The sequence below is a fragment of the Sphingobacterium sp. SGR-19 genome (genome assembly GCF_011043555.1).
Lineage (GTDB): Bacteria > Bacteroidota > Bacteroidia > Sphingobacteriales > Sphingobacteriaceae > Sphingobacterium.
Map to the genome: position 1 here is coordinate 67,989 of NZ_JAAKGS010000009.1, position 21,874 is coordinate 89,862.

General features: G+C 41.4%; 14 protein-coding genes and 2 tRNA genes. 3 read left to right on the top strand and 13 right to left on the bottom strand.

Annotation, left to right across the window (positions count from 1 at the left end; all coding sequences use genetic code 11):
• Positions 1-49: 49 nt before the first annotated feature.
• From G5B43_RS15620 to G5B43_RS15650, 7 genes are all read right to left on the bottom strand, one after another.
• Positions 50-1,582, bottom strand: a complete 1,533-nt coding sequence (locus G5B43_RS15620; RefSeq protein ID WP_165295741.1) for a phosphodiester glycosidase family protein — start codon at positions 1,580-1,582, stop codon at positions 50-52.
• Positions 1,583-1,585: 3 nt separating this feature from the next.
• Entirely contained in the window at positions 1,586-2,392 is an 807-nt protein-coding gene (locus G5B43_RS15625; RefSeq protein WP_165295742.1) for a metallophosphoesterase family protein, read from the bottom strand.
• A gap of 3 nt (positions 2,393-2,395) precedes the next feature.
• A complete protein-coding gene (locus G5B43_RS15630; RefSeq protein WP_165295743.1) occupies positions 2,396-4,021 on the bottom strand; it encodes a RagB/SusD family nutrient uptake outer membrane protein in 1,626 nt (541 codons plus the stop codon).
• Positions 4,022-4,024: 3 nt separating this feature from the next.
• Entirely contained in the window at positions 4,025-7,315 is a 3,291-nt protein-coding gene (locus tag G5B43_RS15635; protein WP_165295744.1) for a SusC/RagA family TonB-linked outer membrane protein, read from the bottom strand.
• Between the two features lie 237 nt (positions 7,316-7,552).
• Positions 7,553-8,674 carry a FecR family protein gene (locus G5B43_RS15640; RefSeq protein ID WP_165295745.1) on the bottom strand — a complete coding sequence of 374 codons (1,122 nt, stop codon included), beginning with the start codon at positions 8,672-8,674 and terminating at the stop codon, positions 7,553-7,555.
• Positions 8,675-8,736: 62 nt separating this feature from the next.
• A complete protein-coding gene (locus G5B43_RS15645; RefSeq protein WP_165295746.1) occupies positions 8,737-9,306 on the bottom strand; it encodes an RNA polymerase sigma factor in 570 nt (189 codons plus the stop codon).
• A 113-nt stretch (positions 9,307-9,419) separates the two neighbouring features.
• Positions 9,420-12,230 carry a hypothetical protein gene (locus tag G5B43_RS15650; protein ID WP_165295747.1) on the bottom strand — a complete coding sequence of 937 codons (2,811 nt, stop codon included), beginning with the start codon at positions 12,228-12,230 and terminating at the stop codon, positions 9,420-9,422.
• A 611-nt stretch (positions 12,231-12,841) separates the two neighbouring features.
• Here G5B43_RS15650 and mgtE point away from each other — a divergent pair.
• Positions 12,842-14,221 (top strand): magnesium transporter, encoded by a 1,380-nt coding sequence (gene mgtE / locus G5B43_RS15655; RefSeq protein ID WP_165295748.1) that lies wholly within the window; start codon positions 12,842-12,844, stop codon positions 14,219-14,221.
• A gap of 32 nt (positions 14,222-14,253) precedes the next feature.
• Here the strand turns inward: mgtE and G5B43_RS15660 are convergent, their stop codons facing one another.
• The 3 genes from G5B43_RS15660 to G5B43_RS15670 are packed head-to-tail and all read right to left on the bottom strand — an operon-like array spanning position 14,254 to position 18,146.
• A complete protein-coding gene (locus G5B43_RS15660) occupies positions 14,254-16,785 on the bottom strand; it encodes an ABC transporter permease (RefSeq protein WP_165295749.1) in 2,532 nt (843 codons plus the stop codon).
• The gene (locus G5B43_RS15665; protein ID WP_165295750.1) at positions 16,782-17,450 is read right to left on the bottom strand and encodes an ABC transporter ATP-binding protein; all 669 of its coding nucleotides are present in this window, start codon (positions 17,448-17,450) and stop codon (positions 16,782-16,784) included. The genes G5B43_RS15660 and G5B43_RS15665 overlap by 4 nt, the downstream gene beginning before the upstream one ends.
• Before the next feature lie 9 nt (positions 17,451-17,459).
• The gene (locus G5B43_RS15670) at positions 17,460-18,146 is read right to left on the bottom strand and encodes an arylesterase (protein ID WP_165295751.1); all 687 of its coding nucleotides are present in this window, start codon (positions 18,144-18,146) and stop codon (positions 17,460-17,462) included.
• 288 nt (positions 18,147-18,434) lie between these two features.
• Here G5B43_RS15670 and G5B43_RS15675 point away from each other — a divergent pair.
• Positions 18,435-18,508, top strand: a tRNA-Asn gene (locus tag G5B43_RS15675).
• A 70-nt stretch (positions 18,509-18,578) separates the two neighbouring features.
• On the opposite strand, the gene G5B43_RS15680 is transcribed toward G5B43_RS15675, so the two are convergent.
• From G5B43_RS15680 to G5B43_RS15690, 3 genes are read right to left on the bottom strand one after another with little or no spacing between them, the layout of a single operon-like run.
• Positions 18,579-19,970 carry an NAD(P)(+) transhydrogenase (Re/Si-specific) subunit beta gene (locus G5B43_RS15680; RefSeq protein WP_165295752.1) on the bottom strand — a complete coding sequence of 464 codons (1,392 nt, stop codon included), beginning with the start codon at positions 19,968-19,970 and terminating at the stop codon, positions 18,579-18,581.
• A 41-nt stretch (positions 19,971-20,011) separates the two neighbouring features.
• Positions 20,012-20,299, bottom strand: a complete 288-nt coding sequence (locus tag G5B43_RS15685) for an NAD(P) transhydrogenase subunit alpha (RefSeq protein WP_165295753.1) — start codon at positions 20,297-20,299, stop codon at positions 20,012-20,014.
• Positions 20,300-20,317: 18 nt separating this feature from the next.
• The gene (locus G5B43_RS15690; protein ID WP_165295754.1) at positions 20,318-21,442 is read right to left on the bottom strand and encodes a Re/Si-specific NAD(P)(+) transhydrogenase subunit alpha; all 1,125 of its coding nucleotides are present in this window, start codon (positions 21,440-21,442) and stop codon (positions 20,318-20,320) included.
• 312 nt (positions 21,443-21,754) lie between these two features.
• On the opposite strand from G5B43_RS15690, the gene G5B43_RS15695 reads away from it, so the two are divergent.
• A tRNA-Asn gene (locus tag G5B43_RS15695) sits at positions 21,755-21,828 on the top strand.
• Positions 21,829-21,874: the final 46 nt, after the last annotated feature.

Consider the following 21,874-nt stretch of genomic DNA (forward strand, 5'->3'; position numbering starts at 1 on the left):
GCAAATAAGGGACAACCTTTGTGGTTGCCCCTAGAGATATTTAAATATCCTAATCCCTCTCAGTGACGATCATCCAAGATGAAGCCAACGGCGGGTTATGATCAGGATTTGTAGCATGTGTACGTGAAAAAGGTTTATAAGAACCACTATTTGTATCTTCAAGAATACCGACAGAGGCACCGCCTTCCATCAGATAAAGACCACCTTCACAACCCAGAGCTTTTAAAAGTTCTGCAATTTCCCTGCGGGTATAACCATTTCCGACACTTTCATGTCGTCCGTTTCCTACAAACAAATAAACTTTGTTGTTTGCCGAATAACCTATTGCCGCTCGCGCATCACTATTTCCTGCGAGACTAGGAATTTCACCATTCTGTAGCAATACAATACCGCCCACGGCATGTTCCAAATTATCTTTCATTTGTTCAAATTCTGTTCTGTTACCAATAAGGGGAGTACCCTCATTTTTCTTTATGCCAAAGAAATAATGTGTGGGATCCCAAAAATCAGTTGACAAAACGGCACCATAGCGCACCACTGGTCCACGCACCACAAAAGAAGGTGCTGCTCCCTGTTGTATATCGCCAGTAATTGCTGCCAATACACGCCAATCAGTACTTGAATAACGGTTGTTTTTATGGGTAGCCATGACGGTCAAGTTCTGCAAAGCAGTATATGGAGGTCCGACGTCATTAGGACTTCCGCCTTCAACCCGCACTTTTGGATTATTTAAATCAGCTTCCAGAACGGTACACGAAGCAAGGACACCAGTCGAATTATTGATATAAGACATAGCACCCATTTTTACACCCGGAGCAATTTCCTCTTCTGTACTTTGAACCACATTACGAATAAGTGTACTGTTATTTAACAATTTTTCTATCATGGTTGGCTCGACATAGACCTCTTGGATATCGTCCTGTGTGCGGACATTGATGTATACATTTCCGCTTTCATATACCAAAAAGCCTCGAGCTGAGCTTATAGACATAGGCATGTCATAACCCAATGCTACGGGAATATTGACCCAAAATTTTAAATCGGGTGCAATGTCTTGATTTATTAAATAAGAAGTGACTTCTCCCGTTTCCTCTTTTTGCTTAAAAACGACATCGTTTATATTGACAACTTTTGAGGTGAATTTATGAATGTCTGTTGTCAAATTTTCTAATGTAACTGTTGAAAAACTGCCGGACCCAAAGCCTATGGCGGCTATTTCTGAGGAAGTGCTTAGGACATAATGTGCATTGTCCAAGATAAGTGATTCTCCGCCGACTTTTACACGTACCAAATCGTTAACATTAAACGCGGACGCATTATTTGTAAAGATGCGAATTGCGACATCAGATCCATCTTGGACATGTATCGATCTATTGTCCACACCATTTACAGTTGCTTCCATATATGAGGGTTCTGCAAACGACTTACTATTGTCTAATTCATACAGATAAACTAATTCTGAAATCCGGACTAACTTCGCGTAATCCGCAGGATTTTGTTCGCTTTTTTGGAAACCTTCCTGCTTGCAAGAAAAGAGCAGAAAACCCCAAATGATGTATATACTGATATATAAACCTTTCATTTTTTAAACATTAAATTTGTTAAGCATTTTTCTTGTTAAGGGAGTCATGAGATACGTAATAATTTCACTTTTTGTTATCTCTATTATTCGGAAGTTTCGGTCAAAGGAACCCCAACTGCCTCCCAGACGTCCGTCAAACATGTAAGGAATCTTTTCGATGTTTCGAATACCTTCTTCATTATGATCATGACCATTGAATACTGCCCTAACGTTTGTATAATCCTTTAAAACTTCCTTGACGTTTTCTGTGCAACCCATAGAAGGGCTATGTGGATGTATATGCCAGAAAATAAACACATGTTTTTTGTTTTTATACTTTTCCAATGAGGTTCTTAGAAAATCTAGATCAGGACATTTTAATGAACCAAAAACGTCTGAAGTGGTGCCGAAAATAAAAGCCATATCATCGATCGTAAAATCCGAATTGACAGCCTGTTTCCACGTGTCTAGCCACACGCTATCGGATACGCGGTCATGGTTTCCCTGCGTTACATATAGTTTTTCATGCACATCTTTTAACGCATCATAAGCTTCTGGTAAAAAGCGAGGATCATCGTGTATAATATCGCCGTTTAATACCAGAAATGCACATGGATTTGTTTTATGGAAACTTCTAAAAGCAGAGACAAAATTGCGTGTATGCATAGCATAATCGGTATTCATTTCGCCGTAATGTAAATCAGAAGCAATTGCAAAGCGAAAAAGTACTTCCTCTTCTTCATCCGGTAGAATATCGGTGTCATTGCCCTTGCCACAAGCTAGAAAAATGCTCGTAGCACCAACTGCATATAAAAATTGTCTTCTATTCATGTCTTAATAATTTGGATTTTGTTCTAGCGCTGTATTCCTGTTCAATTCCGTCTGCATAATCGGAAACAAATCGAAATGACTCGGGTATACGCGGTTTTCTACTAAAAAACGAGTATAGGTGTAGGTGCCATCACTATTGTTTACCGCGCGCATACCATAAGCATTTGGAACGACTTGTGCTCCTATTCGCCAGCGTTTCACATCAAAAAAGCGGTGTCCTTCAAAAGCCAGTTCTATTCTCCGTTCATTTCTGATGCGCTTTCGCATATCCGCTTTCGACAGTCCGGATGGTAATGGAGGCATTTCTACTCCCGGTCTGCTGCGTATACTGTTTATTGTATTATATATCTCTGTATTGGGGGCATTTAAGGCTTCATTTAATGCCTCAGCGTAGTTCAGTAACACCTCTGCATAACGGAAATAAATCCAATAATAGGTTCCGTTTTGTACGGTTGGAATACGGCTTGCATTTTGGTCAACGAGTTTTGCCAGATAATAGCCCGTCGTCGTATTATTGAATCCGCCGCCTATACCATCTTGCGATGCGCCTACATAGGTATAAACCGATTCCTGTCGCCAAGTCGATCCGTTATATAAGATGGACATATAAAAGCGTGGATCTCTATTAACATACGGATTATCGGGATTATAACCTGACGCTGGATTAATGGTAGGAGAAATTCCGGGGTTTTCCTCCAGGAAAGGGAGTTCGCCGTTGGTCATTTCATACATATCCACTAAATTTTGCAGCGGTGTGATACCAACTTGTCCGCCATGGGACGGGACAAAGGTTTGCAAAGTAAAATCGGTATAGTTGGAAGTGCGTTGAAAAATAATTTCTCTTGAAACACGGGTATGAAACAGGTTTTTGTAATTCGCGTGCAATTGATAATAATTGAGGTCTATTACCTCTTTAGCAGCATCCGCGGCTCGTTGCCATACCTGTGCATCGCTAGAGGGATTATGTAAAGAACTAGCGAAATGTAATAACACACGGGATTTGAGTGCTAAAGCCGCTCCTTTGGTGGCTCGTCCCAAATGAATAGCAGGATGTTCAATATCCAATAAATCGGCCGCTTTATCACATTCGTCTGTAATAAATTTCACCACCTCAGTAGCCGTATTTCTCGGAATTTGCATGTTCTCATTGATTTCCAGAGGTTCAGTCAATATCGGTATGCCTCCCCATCTTCTAAACAGTTCGGCATAAAAATAAGCTCGTAAAAAGATCGCTTCACCAATCATCCTCGGTTTTCCCGTATTCTGGTTTTCGTTGACCACTGGAATACGATCGGCATTCTGTAAAAAGATGTTGGCTGCCCGTATCGCTTGATAACTTGCTGTCCAGTTGTTAAAAGGGTTGCTTGCGGGTGAAAACACCCCGTTGTTGATTTGATTTTCGCCAGCTGTTCCGTGTGGGCTTTCTGAATCGTCCGACGCATTGGTGTATTTGTTCGTATAGTCTACGGGTAATTTGCTATAGATATTCGACAGATAGCGTTCAGCCAATGCATAACTGCCAAAGACTTCATCCAATGTCATTCCTCCGGATTCCGCTTTATCCAAATATTTATCAACGTCACATCCGTATAAGAATAGGATCGTGAATATAAAAATAAGTCTCTTCATGGGTTAAAAATTTGTAGATATACCAAAATTAAATATCTTCACTTGCGGGTATGTCCAATATCTACCTCCAGGAGATTCGGGATCAAAGTCTCCTTCCGTCTTATCCCAGGTAAATAAATTCATTCCATTTGTATACAATCGAACATTATTTAGCCTTTTTTTGTCAAAAAGATTAATGTTGCGGAAGGTGTAGCCTATCTCCATGTTTTTTAAACGGAGATAATCACCTTTACGGACAAAAAAGGAGGATTTACGGTGGTTGTTATCACTAAATTCGGAATGCAATACCGGATAAGTGGCAGTAGACGCCGTTTCGGGCGTCCATCGGCCTAGATGCATTTCCATGACCTTTCCACCGTTGTAAAACTCATACGCTGTTTCCAATTCGCGTGTATAAGTGAAGCCAGATGCACCTTGTAGCAAAAAGCTGAAGTCAAAACCCTTATAATCGATGCCTCCTGAAAAACCAAACATCATCTCTGGAATAGTACTTTTTCCGATAGGCATGACATCATTATTGTCGATGATACCATCGCCATTCGTGTCGTAGTATTTTAAATCACCGGGAACCACTCTTCCAAATGTTTGTTGTCTGCTGTTTATAATATCTTCTTCGCTTTCGAAAAACCCAATCGCCTTAAGTCCGAATTCCTGTCCTATACGTTGCCCGGTACGGAAGAGGTTTGGGTAAGCACGAGTTTCCTCATCCATTTCCAAGATTTTATTCCGCGCAAACGAAGTGTTGGCATTTATGAAATAATTGACCTCGCCAATATGATGAGCATGCTTGATTTCAATTTCAAAACCTTTATTCTCTGTTTTTCCAAAATTGGCTGGAGGAAGATTGGAAGCGGGTACTCCGCTCATATAAGGAATACTTTGGGGTAAGACGAGCATATCGTCTCTCTTTTCATAAAACAAATCGATAGTGGTACTGAATAACCGGGAGTTAAATAAATTTAATTCAAAACCTATGTTGGAGCGCCATGCGGTTTCCCATGAAACGAGTGGGTTGGCAAGCGGACCTTCTGCGATACCCTCTATGTTTGCCAGTGTTTCACCAAAACTATAACCGCTCCCGTCCAGAAATTCCTCAATGAAAAGCCAGCGTCTGTCGGTCACAGTGAGCTGATCATTTCCGGTTATACCGGATGAACCCCGTAACTTCAGTAAATTGATAACTGGATGATCCTGTATTGCAACCCATCCTAGTGATACCGCTGGGAAGAAGCCATAGCGGTTGGCTTTAGCAAAGTTGTCGGTACCATTATATCCAGCATTAAACTCGGCAAAAATACGACTCTGATAATCATACGCTATACGGCCTACTAAACCTTGAGAGACAAATGGAATTTGGCCTCCCAGAATTTTTTGTTGTCTATTGGCAAGCAACAAACCGGTGAAAGTATGATCCCCGAATGTACGGTGATAATTTAAACTCATATCTAACCAAACGTCTCGGTTCTGCCCATAGGTAGAAGTAGGAGCGCTTAGGGGTAGATCTTGACCTCTATATACATAATTAGTTGGATCGTTGTAATCTCCGCTTCCATTATATACAGCTAACCGTACATCCATGCGACGGGTAAAATTATTCCGAAAGTAACCGTCAAATGAAAAATTTCCCTTGACCGATAAGCCTTCCGTAATAAAGTTGAGCTTACGTGTCAAGGTCGCCATTCCCGAGAGAGAGGAATTAAATTCCTGCGTAAATCCCGTGCTGTTTATCCGATGAAGCGGGTTGCTATATCCAGTAGGATGTAAGCCCCAAAAGCCAGTAGGATAGCGAACGGGGAAGGCGTTCGGTGGAATACGGGAAATATAAGCACCGAACATATTGGCTGATGAAACATTGGGGTAATTACGATCTTCGATGGCGCCATATAGATTGAGCGCTAAAGATAAATCGTCGTCAAAATCAAGATCCACATTACTTCTGAAATTGTAACGTTTCATCTCAAAATTGTTGTTATACAATTCATTTGGCTCCGTTTTATATAAACCATCTTGGTACATGTAACCCATATTGACAAAGTATCGCGCCCGTTCACTTCCGCCGCTCATACTAAAGTTTGTCTGTGAGCTCATCGAATTGGTCATCACTTCTTTTGCCCAATCTACATTCGGATAAAGTAACGGATCGGAACCCGTTCTATATGCCTCTAGGGCTTCTTCTGAATAGGGGACAGTACCTGATGTAGGATTATCGTTGCGATAAGCTTCATTATATAACGTCGCAAAACCATATGAGTCTAAAAAACGCGGTATTCTGGTCGGTGTTTGGATAGCGGTTTGTGAACGCGCTGCTATAGTAGGTTTACCTGCCGTGCCGCGTTTCGTGGTGACGATAATAACCCCGTTTGCCCCTTTGACACCGTAAAGTGCAGTAGCGGATGCATCTTTCAGGATAGTAATATTTTCAATTTCATTTGGGTCTAATGTAGTAATGGCGGAATATTCTTTTTGTACTCCGTCAATGGTGACAAGTGGTGCTGCACTATTCAGTGTCGCGACACCACGGATATATAGGTCAGAGCGATCGCGACCGGGTTCCCCCGAGCGTTGAATCGCTATCAATCCCGGAAGTCGCCCCGCTAAAGCATTGGTGATGTTGCTGACAGGGCTTTGCATCAGTTCTTTGTTTGAAATGGACGCGGTAGAACCTGTCTGAGCAATTTTTTTCTGTGTCTGACCAAACCCTAGTACGACAACTTCTTCTACGCCTACAAAATCAGATTCTAAAATAATCTGTAGCTGTTTCTGAGATTCTATAGCTATTTCTTTTGGTAGATATCCAATCATATTGATGATAAGGATCTGTCCCGGCGCAGCTAAAATAGAAAAGCTACCATCTGCGTCTGTTCCAGCAGTGGGGGTATTTTGGCCCTTGATCCGTATAGTGGCACCGGCCAATAGCTCGCCCGAAGAATTTTGTACCACACCATGTACGGGATCTTGTATTCCCGCGTTTGAAGAATTAGCGGATGCGGTTCGTTTCCTTTGTCGTAGGATGATAGTTTTGCCATCGATTTCGTACGCCCAGCCTTTAGCGTCAGATAGGTGTGATAATACATTTTTCAATGGTGTTTTTTCGAAATTAATATTCGAAAATGTGACTCCTCTCAACGATAGTCCCGAATATAAAACGGTGTATCCCGTTTGCTTTCGGACTTCGCTGAAGATACGTTCTGCGGAAGGGGCAGATGCTCTAAATGAGAATTCTTGTGCATGGCCAGTGGCGAAGACATGCACGAAACTTACTAAAATAAGCAAAGACACAAGGTTCAGTCGCATGATTAGTTTCCTTTTAAAAACATGGATGCCAAATTGGTCGATATATCTTATAAAGTGCTTATAAAATGTGATATATCGCCAACACGTGATTGTCGTATAAATTTTATACATTTGATAGTCTGATTAAAATTAAATCGGTTAAACATTTTAGTTTGCAATTAGATAACGTGAATTGGGGGTGGTTCCAGCACTCCCAATTTGTTATTCTTTAGACGTCATTTTATCATAATTTTCCTCCTATTTATTGGTTTGTATTTTGGTTATTGTCACCGTTCTGCCCTGCACGTCTATTTTTACATTACTGGCTGCTTTTTCTATCATCTTAAAAACCTCCCGGGCATTTTCATATTTCGATATACTACCGCCAAACAAGATAGATTTTGTTTCTTGGTCGGTAAATGAAACGTCTAAATCATACCACCGGCTTACTTTTTTCATAGCCTCTTCCAGTGGTTCTTCAAAGAATACAAAATAGCCGTTTTTCCAGGCGACGATATCGTCCATGTTTTCATCCCGTATTAAGGTCTTGTTGTTACCGTATATAGCGGATTGTCCCGGTTTTAATTGTTTCTGATTAAATAGTACGGAACCTTCTACTAAACTGGCTTTTACATAGTGGTTTTCTTGGTAAGCGTTTACATTAAACTCTGTGCCCAGTACCTTTATTTCTTGTCCGCGGACGGTAACAATAAACGGCTGGCTGACATTTCTCGAAACTTTAAAATAGGCTTCGCCTTCCAGCTCGACCCGACGCTCCGGAAGCGTTTTGAAGGTGTTGGTGAAACGTAACTGAGAAGAGGAATTTAGCCACACATGCGTACCATCAGGAAGAATAACTTCATATTGCCCTCCCATGGGTGTGATAACCTCATGATTTTTTATGATTTCTTCTTCTTCTGATAAATAAACTAACTGTCCGGTACTATTCAGTTGTACGGTGGAACCGTCGATATGCATAATGCTATCTCTTTCGGCTATGTCTAAAGGTATGGACGAACCATCGGCCAGCTTTAATAAGGCTTTGTTAGAGCCGGGTGCCAATAATGCGATTTCACTATGTTGTTCCAGATTTTCATTGCTAGATAAGAATGCCGTATAGACGTAATAGCCTAATCCAAATATAAACAATAGTGAGGCTGCATATCCGATGATGTGACGTAAGCTATAGGTTTTTTGTGGTTGTTTTAGCGGTAGTGATGCTTCCAGTTGTTTTAAATCTTCCAATATAGCTTCTTCTGGTATGTCAGATGATTCAAATTGGCCGTCCATAAGCCATTTATGGAGCAGTTGAATCTCTTCGTCCGTACAGTGTCCTGCCTTATAGCGTGCAAACAGCTCTTTGATATCTGTTTTATCCATGTACCTTGTTTATATGGTTTTATAAGGTAGACGGGAATGGCGGATAAAAGGGTTAGAAGAAATTATAAAAAAAATAAAAAAAGAAAAGAACCCAGTTTTAGTTTTAGTGTTTTTAGCGCGTTAAACATGTGGCTTTTCACTGTTTGCTCCGATATACCTAGTTGTTGCGCTATTTCTTTTCGGCTAAGGTTATACTGTCTACTTAGCTCAAACACCTCTCGGGTTTTTGGTGGAAGGGCTGATATTTCCGTTGCGATAAGCTGGGACATCTCTTTGGAACGGACCAAATCGTCGGCTGACATGTCCGCAATATGGATAAATTCATAGAAACTGTCGATATAACGTTGTTTAACCTTTTCGTGCGCGATAGTATCTAAGAGTTTATTCCGCACGGCAGAGAAAAGATAGCCTGATAAGGAAGTATCATAACGGATTTGTTCCCGTTTTTCCCAAATAGCTAAAAAAACATCGTGCAAGATGTCGGTCACAAGTTCTTTATCATGTATCCGGCGCCATAAAAAAGTATAAAGGGGAATCTTGAACCGATGATAGATTTCCGTATAAGCGGCTTGATCCCCTTTTTGGAGCTCCGTTACAAGTTCTAAATCTGAATATGAACCGTACTTATTCAAAATCTAATCACATAAATTGGTTACAAAATTAAATATGTTTCCTTGGCTGCCATTTGCCAAAAATGTTATAAATATATTATTTTTATATTAAATTAATAGGTGGCGTATTATTTTTAATAACTGTAACTAAACCCAAAGGTAGGGACAATTTTGTTAGATGCTGTATTGTCATTGATGTATGTGAGTCTCGTTGATACATTGATATCAGGCAATACGTATCGGAATACATTTAAGTCAGCCGATAACCCTATACCAAAACTTTTGGGAGCTAAGCTTTCGTCCACATTTTGGAAATCCGAAAATAACAATCCTTGGAAACGTTTAATGTAAGCGAGGGAACCAATGCTCCAATCCGGATAGAAGAGGGGCAGTCTGTAGCTTGCCATCGCCGTATTCTTGACAATGGGCGAATTAAAATGTCCCCATCCCGAAACCATCGGAATATCATATGTTCCTAAATATATACCGCTATTCTTCTGTGCAGCAAACCGCAATTGTAAGCTATGATTTGTCCATAGGCCCGGAAAATAGAAATTGGTGCGTAGCGATAGCACCTCTCCAGATGACCCTGTGGTAAACGGACGGTGGCGAAAGGTAACGCTGAAGTTTTGCCCCCAGCGTGGCGCTAGATCCATCTTGCTTCGCATGCTATTTCTATTGATATATACTTGATAATTCAATGGGAAAGCAATCACATCCTGGAAGTTTTGCAGTTGTAAACTGGTATTGTAGCGTTTTGTATAGGATGTGCCAAAATTAACACCGTAACTATATACCATATTGCGCCGGTAGACGGAGAGGGGAATAGACATTTCAAAGGTTGCATGATGGTCACGGTAATCAAACATCATGATGTTATTTGGGTTATTCCCCGATACGGCATTGCCTACCATTCCTCTATTCATGTATCGGGCAGTGAATGTAGGGAAATAACGCTTATAAGAAACTTCTGCGGAATAGCGACTTTTTGATATGTCCGAATCAAACTCATAGCCGAGTTTAACCTGTGTGGTGTTTAATACGTCGTTTGATAACCAGAATATGCCTGGAATGTAATTGTCAAAACTTTCAAAATTGGTGCCGCTGATAGACAAACTGTGGAAATTGATGGCGTGCTTGCTGGGATTGTAGTTTTTAACAACGATGGGGAAGGGCGGATCATTCGATAAACTGTCTCTTTGCAGGCTGTTCAACGTCGGAGAAATATAGGGGAGACGGATCTGTTCAGTCTGTCGGGTTGTGGAAAGCGCTATTTCCTTCTGCGCAAGTTTGTATCCATTATATTGATAATCATTGTATAATAGCGATCCATTTGCGGCGATAGCTGGGTTGAATGCGCCAAATGCAACGTCCGTTAGCTTATGTTGCCCGGTAGTTTTATTGAATAGGTAGATGTTATCAATACCGTCGTTGTGTGCTTTGAAAATAATATTGTCATGATAATAAAAAGGACGTTCCAATTGCTGGTTTCCCCATGGAAGGACGAGATCAAGCTCTTTAGTTATCAAGTTGAATTCCACTAGATTTGTTCCCTGTTCCGTAACGGTGATAGCCACAACTTTGTCGCCGGAGGTATCATATTTCGGCTGTTGTATATGCATTCCGTTAGGAACAGCAACGCTATCCCGTATTTCGCCTGTTTTGGAATCGAGTATAACCAGTCTGCTTATATTTGCCGGGTTTACTTCAACAACGACTATTTCATCGCGGATCGGATGAAAAGCAGGGGAGTAAAAGCGCGATGCTTTTGTCAATGTCCTGGTGTGCCCCGTTTCTATATGATATACATTGATTACATTGTACGTTTGTTTGCCAAATCGAGCGTGTTTGCGATATTCGTCCCAAACGATCTCGTTGTTTCGAAGATGAAAATAAGGTGTTATTTGTATACCTGTTTTGACGACACCGGTCTCATTCCCCAAACTATCCAAACGCTTGATTTCATTAACTGCGGTAGGAGAGGATTTAAGTACATATAGCTCTTGGTCTCGATTCATTTGCGGTAATAAATAATCGCTGGGATATCGGCTGTTTTTCGTAGGCAGGTTAGGTTTGTCTGATGAAGTAGGGGATTCTTGTTCCCATTTTTTTGTTAGTTCCGAGATGGTGCTGTCAAAAATACCGGCTGGTTTTTCCCCGGAAACTAATTTTATGGCTCGTTGGAAATTGAAGGGACGTAGTAATTTGCCGCGCATATCGGTCAATATTTTCTCGTGGCTGGCGATGCCGTAATGGTTGGTTAAGTAGCTGCTCATAAAGAAACCAATCGTGTAATAGGATGGAACATTGTCTTTAAAAGAGCCCAAAACGTACTTATTAAAACCATATGATTTTCCAGAAAGTATATTGGCGCGTATAGGCATTTCCCATGAAGGAAGTCGTCCGCGTCCCCCTTCGCTATACATCGTTTCAACCTGTACCGCATCGCCTTCGAAATACCAGGCAGGTAAGTTCAATCCATAGAGGGCGAAGGCGAGTTGTTCGAAAAAAGGGGCTTTCATTTTTCCTGTCAATTTGTCAAATTGGGCAACATGCCGAAGTTCGTGTAAAGCTAAATTCGGCAGCCATTCTTGATTATCGGCAGTGGAAGAGGGGACAGCAAACAACTCGGATTTTCGTGGAGCAAGTTGTACAAATCCGTTTTGCATAAGGTGGTTTCCTTGTAAAACCAATGTTATTTTTGGAGGAGAGGTCCGCAAACTTTTGAGACTTTTCTGTTGTATTTTCGGGAGCTGTTCCGCCAATTTTTTCGCTGCATTTTCAAAAGCGCTTGGGAAGAGAAGATGGAAATTTTCGGTATCAATCTGACGCCATTTGACAGAAGAATGCGCTTGGTCGTTGTCAATAATCTGTCCTTTGGTTTTTTGTGAATTTATTAATAATATTAATGATGTTAATATGCTGATATATATGGTTTTATTCATTTAATTTTTTTAATTAACTCGATTTGCTAATATTGTTAGTTTGTTTTTAGCTTTTTTTCTGAATATTTACTTTATTTGTTTTTATTAAATGTATGACTGTTAATAGAATACGTGTTTTTAATCATTGTTCTTTTATATTGAAAAAAAGAATGTTTTTCTATGATTATTAACAGGTTATGACATTAACAAAGTACATGTATGTTTTTGGTGATAGTCATTATATTTTCTCCGCAAGATAGGATAAAATTGTTAGATTTCACTGTGATCAATATGTTGTTTTCTTCGGTGACGAAAAATGAAAGTTGAAAGGGTGTTGTCAAGAAAAGAATCATCACCGGGTTCGTGATATATTTGAATTAGATCGGAGGTTGCGCTTCCGATGATGATAATTACTTTCGCATACAACATAAGGAAGCTTTGGTAACCCATTCCAGCGTGGGTGCAGCAAAAAAATAATTGTTTTCGTTGATGACATATTGTCATTTACGTGGTGGTGGGAAATGTGACGATAAACAGTTGTCTGTACTTTTTGTTATTACCAACTAAAAAGTCGACTTTTGCTGCGACAAAAATAATTTGATACCAATGTAGGATTTAAAATAGGAGGGCTTATGGAAGAATTAGAAATGCAGATAGAGCTTGTAGAAAATTGGATTGAGTCCGGTAATATCGATCAATTACAAAACTTTCTAAACGAGCAGAACATTTCTGACGTTGAAGAGCTAATCGATGAACTTCCAGAACATGCCGCACTATTTATTGAAACCCTTAATATAAACCGAGCTGTCCGGGTATTTGGTATTTTAGATTTCCCAACGCAAGAGCGTATATTTAAAAAATTATCAGCAAACAAAGTACGTGAGCTAATCAACGAAATGCCACCCGATGATCGTACATCTTTTTTCAGCGAGCTGAAAGGCGATGTCGTGAAACACCTTATCATTATGCTTTCTCCCGAGGAGCGTAAAGAAGCCTTATCACTTTTGGGATATCAGGAAGATAGCGTGGGACGGCTGATGACGCCTGATTATATTACTGTAAAGCCGCATTGGAATATTACTCGTGTGTTGGAGCACGTTCGACGGTATGGTAATGCTTCTGAAACAATCGACGTATTGTACGTTATCGATGGTGAAGGGCATTTGATAGATGACCTTCGGATAAGGGATATTCTTATTTCAGACCCCGATACAAAGGTGGAGGATTTGATTGATAGCCGTTTAATATCATTGCATGCTGACGACCCGCAGGAGGAAGCTGTCAACGTGTTCCGGATGAATAACCGGGTCGCCCTTCCGGTCGTGGACGAGCAGGATATTATGCTGGGTATTGTGACCATCGATGATATCCTTTGGGTAGCTAACGAAGAATATACCGAAGATATGCAACGTATCGGGGGTACGGAAGCATTAGATGAACCTTATTTGGATGTATCTATCTTCCATTTGGTGAAAAAGCGTGGCGGTTGGCTTATTGTACTTTTCTTAGGGCAATTGTTAACAGCTACCGTGATAGAGCATTTTGAAGGACAGCTGGAGAAAGCCGTTTTTTTGATGGCACTGATGCCGCTGATTATGTCGAGTGGAGGAAATAGTGGTTCCCAGGCATCAACGTTGATTATCCAGGCGATGGCGATGGGGGAAGTAACATTGATGGATTGGTGGCGGGTAATGAAACGCGAAATTCTTTCGGGATTATTCTTGGGGTTAATATTAGGCGCTTTAGGATTTGCTCGTATTGCAGGATGGGAGGCCTTTGCCCATGCGTATGGAGAATATTGGGTTTTGGTCGGATTAGTGGTCAGCTTATCCCTAGTAGGTGTGGTAATGTGGGGTTCCCTGACCGGCTCGATGCTTCCTTTCATCCTTCGTCGATTAGGCGCAGATCCGGCAAGTTCGTCCGCACCATTTGTCTCGACGTTGGTGGATGTTACGGGATTAATTATTTATTTCACTATTGCCACACTGATATTGGGTGGCGTGCTTTTATAGCCCCAAACCGGTAGTGTGTATGCGGAAATATTTTATTCTTTTCGCAGCGCCTCCAAAGGAGAGCGGTTCAGCACCGATAGACTGTTGGTTATGCCTATACCGACAGTAAGTATCGAAACAAGTACTGTCAATACTAAAATAAAGACGATTGACGGCACAAAGGACGTTTCAAATATAAATATGCCTAAAAGATTACTGGCAATAAGTGCTATGATGATACCGGTGATTGAAGCTAGTATACCTAGCAGCAGGTATTCGCTTGCTGTTATCGTAAATACCTGACGGCGACTGGCTCCTAAAGTCCGCAAAAGCACATTTTCCCGTAAACGTTGGTATTTGCTGATTCTTACAGACGCGATTAAAACCACAAGTCCGGTCAGAATACTAAAAGAGCCGATAAATTGGATGACAAAGGCGATTCTTTGCAATAGACTCTCCAAAATGTCAATTGCGGTATTGATATCAATGACGGATACATTGGGAAAGCGGTTGACAACCGCTTGCTGAAATGTGGCTGATTGATTTTCGTCGTCAACGTGCGTCATCATCAGATAAAACTTTGGAGCGTTGTCAATACTGCCCTTTGCAAAAACCACCCTGAAATTTGATTGAAAACGGTTCCAGTCCACTTCTCGAAAGCTGCCTACTATGGCGGGTATTTCGACTCCTTGTACGTTGAACAGTAGACTGTCTCCAATCGCTACACCGATTCTGTCGGCATAACTTTTTTCCAAAGATACTTGTCCAACTTCTCCCGGTGTTGTATTGCCTATCCAGCGACCTTCTGCCACTTTCTCGGATAACGTGAGCGAATCTCGGAAGGTTGCCCGGATTTCTCCTCGGAACGATCTCGCGGAAATAGTTGAAGTCGAATCCGATAGGTAATCATTTGCCCTTTTGCCATTGATAGCCGTGAGTTGCATGGTAACAATCGGAACATCTTCTACAACGGGTAATCCAGCTTCTCTCGTCATGTTTTTAATGGTATCCCGTTGTGGAGGTTGGATGTCAAAAAGCACCATGTTGGCCTGGTTTTCGGCGGATGCTATCTTCACCCGTTGTAAGAGCATATCCTGCACGAAAAATAAGGTTGCAATCAAGGCAGTGCCTAACCCGATGGCAATTAATAATACAATAGTTTGATTGTTCGGCCGGTATAGATTGGATAATCCCTGTCTCCATAGATACGGCCATTTTTTTGGAAAATACCGTCTAATTAAATACGTGAACCCCTTTGCCACACCATATAGGAGAGCGAATGTAAAGCCCAAGCCCGCCATAAAAAATAAGGTTTGTGTCCATCCGTTCAACTGTAGGCGCGCGAATACAATGATAAAAGTCAAGATCAACAAATAGATCCACCATCTTAGGCTGTCTTTCCATAGTTGGTGCGGCTCGTCGCTAACCCGTAACGAATGTAAAGGGGAAATATGTCTCACGGAAACAAGAGGCAATAAAGCAAACAGTACGGAAATTACTAATCCTAAGCTTATACCCTCCGTTATCGCTTTCAAGGATATTTGACTGCTCAGTGCAACAGGGACAATATCTTGCATGACGATGGGAATTGCATATTGGATTAATGTTCCCAATGCTGCACCTAATATGCCGCCTATTAAACCAATGGCCGCAAATTGTATAAGGAAGATAAAAAAGGCTTGACGTGAACTCGTGCCCAAACATCTCAGTATGGCTACCGATACCAATTTTTCCCGGATATAAATGTGAACCGCACTCGATACACCAATACAACCCAATAGCAACGCGACGAAACCGACGAGCTCCATGAAATGAGCCATATCGGAGAATGAACGACCCGTATTTTCTTTTGTGGTCGATATCGTGGCACTGCGCAGCTGGAGCTGTGTAAGGCGTTCTTTCTGTTGTTCTACAAAATCGTCCGTCCGGAATTGGACGGGAAACTTGAAATAATAATGGTATTCGATCCGGCTTCCCGTTTGTTGCAATCCACTATTTTCAAGGTGTTCCAGAGGAACAAATACGGTAGGTGCCATCGCTCCGCGCATAGCTGTTTGTCCCGGTTGGGCCACAAGGTTTCCACTGATGACGAAATCGTTTATGCCCAGTTGAACCGAATCTCCCACCTCGGCACCATACTGTATCAGGAGTGTTTTCTCGACAAGAACTTCCGGTTCTTTTCCAAAACGTTTATAGGCATCATGCGGGAGCGTTTCCAAATTTCCATAGAAAGGAAAATCACCTGTTAAAGCGCGGACTTGTACCAAACGTGAGCCATCGGCTTTTGGAAAACGGATCATCGACATAAACCGTTCTTCGGTCGCCATTTGTTCGCTTAAATTCTTAATGGAATCAATAAAAGCCAATGTCGAGCTATCCGGTTTTCGCGTGCTCCGTAAATCTAGATCGGCGCCGATAAGTAGCGCCGCCTGCGTATCGATATCCCGTTTTAGATTTTCGTTAAAGGATTTCATAGCGACCAGTGCAGCGATACCGAATACAATGGAAGAAATGAAAAGCAATAACCTGGAGCGGTTTTTTCGGCTATCACGCCACGCCATCAGGAAAATCCATCGCCAATTCATAATATCGTTCCTCCTTTAATGGGGATTATCCGTTGTGTTTTTGCCGCGAGTTCCATATCGTGGGTAACAACGACCAATGTCGTTCCTGATTCACGGTTCAGTTCGAAGAGCATATCTTCTACCACCTTGCTGGTTTCCGCATCAAGGTTTCCCGTCGGTTCGTCTGCAAATAATATCTTGGGGCTATTGGCAAATGCTCGGGCTAAAGATACACGCTGCTGTTCCCCACCGGATAGCTGTGATGGGTAATGGCCGGCTCTCGTTGACAAGCCCACGCGATCCAGTAAAGCAATGGCCTTATCATTCATATTTCGCATTCCACGTAGTTCCATGGGAACCAATACATTTTCGAGTGCAGTGAGTGTAGGGAGTAATTGGAAGTTCTGGAACACGAATCCAACATGTTCATTGCGTACCTGTGCCAATTGATCTTCCGTAAGTCCGTTGAGTTTTATCCCGTTCAAGGTAATCGTTCCCTCACTGCATTGATCCAAACCGGCACATAAACCTAGCAAAGTTGTTTTGCCGCTACCTGAAGGACCTACTATAGATACCGTATCGCCAGTATTGATCTCCATGTTGATATTTTTTAAAATAGGAATGACGGTATTGCCAAGATTATAATTTTTAGAAACTTGGTCCAATTGTAAAATAGTGGATGACATTGTTGTTTTTTAGAGTAAGGGTTCTAGAACAGCCCACACATTATGGGCGAGGATTTTTTGTCCTTCGGCAGTCGGGTGCACCGCATCTGCTTGATTTAAGTCTCCTATACCGGCTACATTATCTAGCAGAAAAGGTACTAAAGCCATATCATATTGTTTGGCTAGGCGAGGAAACAGCGCTTCGAATTCGTTGAAGTATTCCTGCCCCATGCTAGGGGGCACTTTCATTCCGGCAAGTACTAATTTGCAGTCGGGGTTTGCTTTCAGCACTTTTTCTACAATATCGCTTAAATTCTCATAGGTGGATGCGGTAGATACCCCTCGCAGTCCGTCGTTGGCACCGAGTTCCAATACAAATATATCGACCGGTTGCTGTAATAACCAATCTATACGTTCTTTTCCTCCGGCACTTGTTTCTCCACTCAGCCCTGCATTTATACAGTGGTAGGGCAGACCTAAGGAATCTATTTTTTCTTGTATCAGTGTGGGGAAAGCCTCTTGCGGGTCATCTAAACCATAGCCTGCTGTCAGACTATTGCCGAAAAAAAGAATGTTGCGAATCGTTTCTTTTTTAGCGGGGGATTCCTGCTCATTTTTTTCATTTTTGTTTTCTGTGGTGTCCGATGTTCCGTTATTACAGGAGAACAGTAAAATGCCAAAAAATAAATAGGAATAACGTCTTACAATATCAATCATAACACTAATTTTTCTTCGTCCCGCTACATAAGGAGTTAAAGTAAGAAATTATTATAAAAAAAAACAATATTTTGTCGTTTACTTATCATTTTAATGGATATGCTACTGCGAGAAACTTGAAGCTTTTTCGAATCGAAAATTTAAAGTATTGACTTACAAATTGTTTGTGTTTTTGCTTTAAATATGCAGCAAAATGAGTTTGTGAATTTAAAAATATTGTTTAATATTGCACCCGTTAATCAAGAGCATTGGTTTCTTAAGTTGCTTGATAGAAACAAAAAAATAAATTCCTCAGTAGCTCAGCAGGTTAGAGCATCTGACTGTTAATCAGAGGGTCGCTGGTTCGAGCCCAGCCTGAGGAGCCCAATAAAAAATCCGTTTTTCGACAAGAAAAACGGATTTTTTATTTTTAAAAGTAAAGATAAACTTTTCTTATCCCTGTTCTTTTAATTCACCGACTAGTTTCGTTATAGTTTGCTTGGCATCACCAAATAGCATCAAACAATTATCCGCACCAAATAATTCATTTTCGATTCCGGCATACCCTTTCCCCATGCTTCTTTTGCTGACGATAACGGTTTGTGCCTTTTCGACATTGAGTACCGGCATGCCGAAGATCGGACTATTCGGATTTGTTTTGGCTGCAGGATTTACGACATCATTGGCGCCGACTACAAATACGAGATCAGTGTTAGCAAAATCATCATTTATCTCGTCCATCTCGATCAGTTTATCATAAGAGATATTAGCTTCTGCCAATAATACGTTCATGTGACCAGGCATCCTGCCCGCTACAGGGTGGATGGCGAAGCGGACGTTTACGCCGTTTTTTTCACAAAGCTCACTCAGTTCCCGGATGATGTGCTGTGCATGTGCTACGGCCATTCCGTAACCAGGGACGATAATCAATGAAGACACAGAATCAAAGATTTGTGCCGCTTCCTCGACACCGACTTCTTTAACCGTAATTTGTGGGCCGTCGACTTCTCCGCCTGCGGCAGACGTCTGACCAAATCCTCCCAGAAGCACATTCATCAATGAACGGTTCATGGCCTTACACATGATCTGTGTAAGAATAATACCAGAGGCTCCAACTAATGCTCCCGTTACAATGAGTGCGTTGTTGTTGAGCACGAAGCCAGTCGCACAAGCCGCCATCCCGGAATAGGAGTTCAATAAGGAAATAACAACCGGCATATCGGCCCCCCCGATGGGAATAACGACTAGGATCCCTAACACTAGGGACAATACTGCCAGTATTATCATGTAATTTGGGTTGGAGAAGTCGGTCAGTGCAAATATGACAATACCGACAGATAATATTAGTAAGACCAAATTGATAAGATGTTGGCCAGTAAAGACAATAGCTCGGCCGGAAATACGTCCGCTAAGTTTCATAAAAGCGATAAGCGACCCAGTAAAGGTAATCCCGCCAATGAGGATACTTAGAGCGACGCTGATTCCCGTGATGTTGTCTACCTCCAGCCCTCTTTGTTGGGTATTTAACCAAAAATCAGATAATGCGACAGACAGCGAGGCCAATCCACCGAAGCCGTTGAATATTGCAACCATTTCCGGAATCTTGGTCATCTCTACTTTCTTGGCGATAATAAGCCCTATAGTAGAACCAATGAGTACGCATATTAAGATATCGATTAGGGAGATAGCCTCCACTTGAACGACCGTTGCGAGGATTGCAATAAACATACCGATAGAAGAAACAACATTTCCTTTGCGGGCAGTCTTCGTGCGACCTAACATTTTAATACCTACTATAAAGAGTACAGAGGCTATCAAATACGATAATTGTATAATAATATTCATTTTTTTGCTTGAAGTAATATTAATGGATAGAAGTGTAATGTTTATTTTTTCTTAAACATTTTTAGCATCCTGTCGGTCACAGCATAGCCTCCGACAACATTAATCGTCGCCAAAATGAGTGCGAGCATTCCTAACCATTTACTTACGGAGAGATAGCCCAGCTCATTACAAGCTAAGATGGCTCCAACAATGGTAATACCGGATATGGCATTCGATCCGGACATGAGCGGTGTATGTAGGGTAGGTGGAACCTTATTTATCAATTCAAAGCCAAGGTAACTGGCCAATATTAATATAAAAAGTAAAGCGATAAAAGTTTCAGCAGTCATAGCCTGTAGTTTAAAAAGTTATTTGGATAAAATAGATTTTGTTAGTTCGTGAACCAATTCTCCTTTATGCGTTATTAGCGAACCTTTGGTTATTTCTTCGCCCATTTCCCATTTAAAGCCTTCTTTGCTGGCTAAATGGAGTAGAAGTGCACTAATATTAGTCGCATAGAGCTGGCTGGCATTTATCGGTAATAGAGACGGGATATTAGCCTCGCCAATAATCGTGACACCGTGTTTTTCGACTGTCTTGTTGAATTCGGATAGTTCGCAGTTACCACCTGATTCCACAGCCATATCCACAATAACGGAACCGGGTTTCATAGACTCAACCATTTCTGCTGTTACCAAAAGTGGAGATTTCTTGCCGATGACCAAGGCTGTCGTAATGACAAGATCTGCATCTTTAATCTTATCTTTAATTAGTTGTTGCTGTTTAGCGAGAAATTCTTGAGAAACTTCTTTCGCATAACCGCCCTCCGTCTCAACTTCTTCTGTCGTTTCTACCACCAAAAAGCGTCCGCCCAAAGACTCTACCTGCTCTTTTGTTTCGGGACGTACGTCGGAAACCTCAACCACTGCTCCGAGGCGTTTTGCGGTTGCAATAGCCTGTAAACCTGCTACCCCAGCTCCGAAGATCAGAACCTTTGCAGGGGTGATGGTGCCCGCTGCAGTCATCATCAATGGGAAAATTTTACCCAGGACGTTGGCTCCCATAATCACAGCTTTATAGCCTGCCAAGTTGGCTTGCGAACTCAACGCGTCCATTTTCTGTGCACGAGATATACGTGGCACAGCGTCCATCGCAAATGCCGTTATCTGGCGAGCATTAAAGATGTTCAGTAACTCCGGTTGTGTATAAGGATACAACAGGGAAATGCTTACAGTTCCGGTTTTAAAGTTAGAAGCTTCCTCTTCCGTTGGTGCATTGACTTTTAGAATGACATCCGCATTGTAAAGGTCCGATTTTGATACTACGTCCGCGCCGGCTTCTTCGTATTCACCGTCGGAGAAATTGGAACCAAGTCCGGCACCGCTTTCAACTTGAATGCGAAATTCTTTTTTAACAAGTAGTTTGACTACTTCCGGACTAAGCGCTACGCGTCGTTCATTTGTCTTGGTTTCTTTTAGTACTCCTAAAATCATTATTTTTTAAATAACATGGTTTATCTGAATATTATTTCAATTCAAAATCATTATTGGAACTAGCAAAAGTAATACTTTGATTGGTATTTTTTCATAAATATATGGCAATAAATAAAATTATGATCGTTTATGGCATTTTTTTATAATAGAATGATAAAAATGTATAGTGAACACAATAAAAAGTCTAGTGCCAAAAAATATCTATTTTAAGTATGTATATTTTCTTAAAATATTTTTGGGATATTAAAAACTAAACTTTATCTTTGTATCACTTTAGAAAAACGGGTAAAATTGCGCTCTAAAGCACGAAATTCCTGAATAGCTCAGCAGGTTAGAGCATCTGACTGTTAATCAGAGGGTCGCTGGTTCGAGCCCAGCTTCAGGAGCAAAGCCACGACATATTGTCCGTGGCTTTTTTATTATGACCTATTA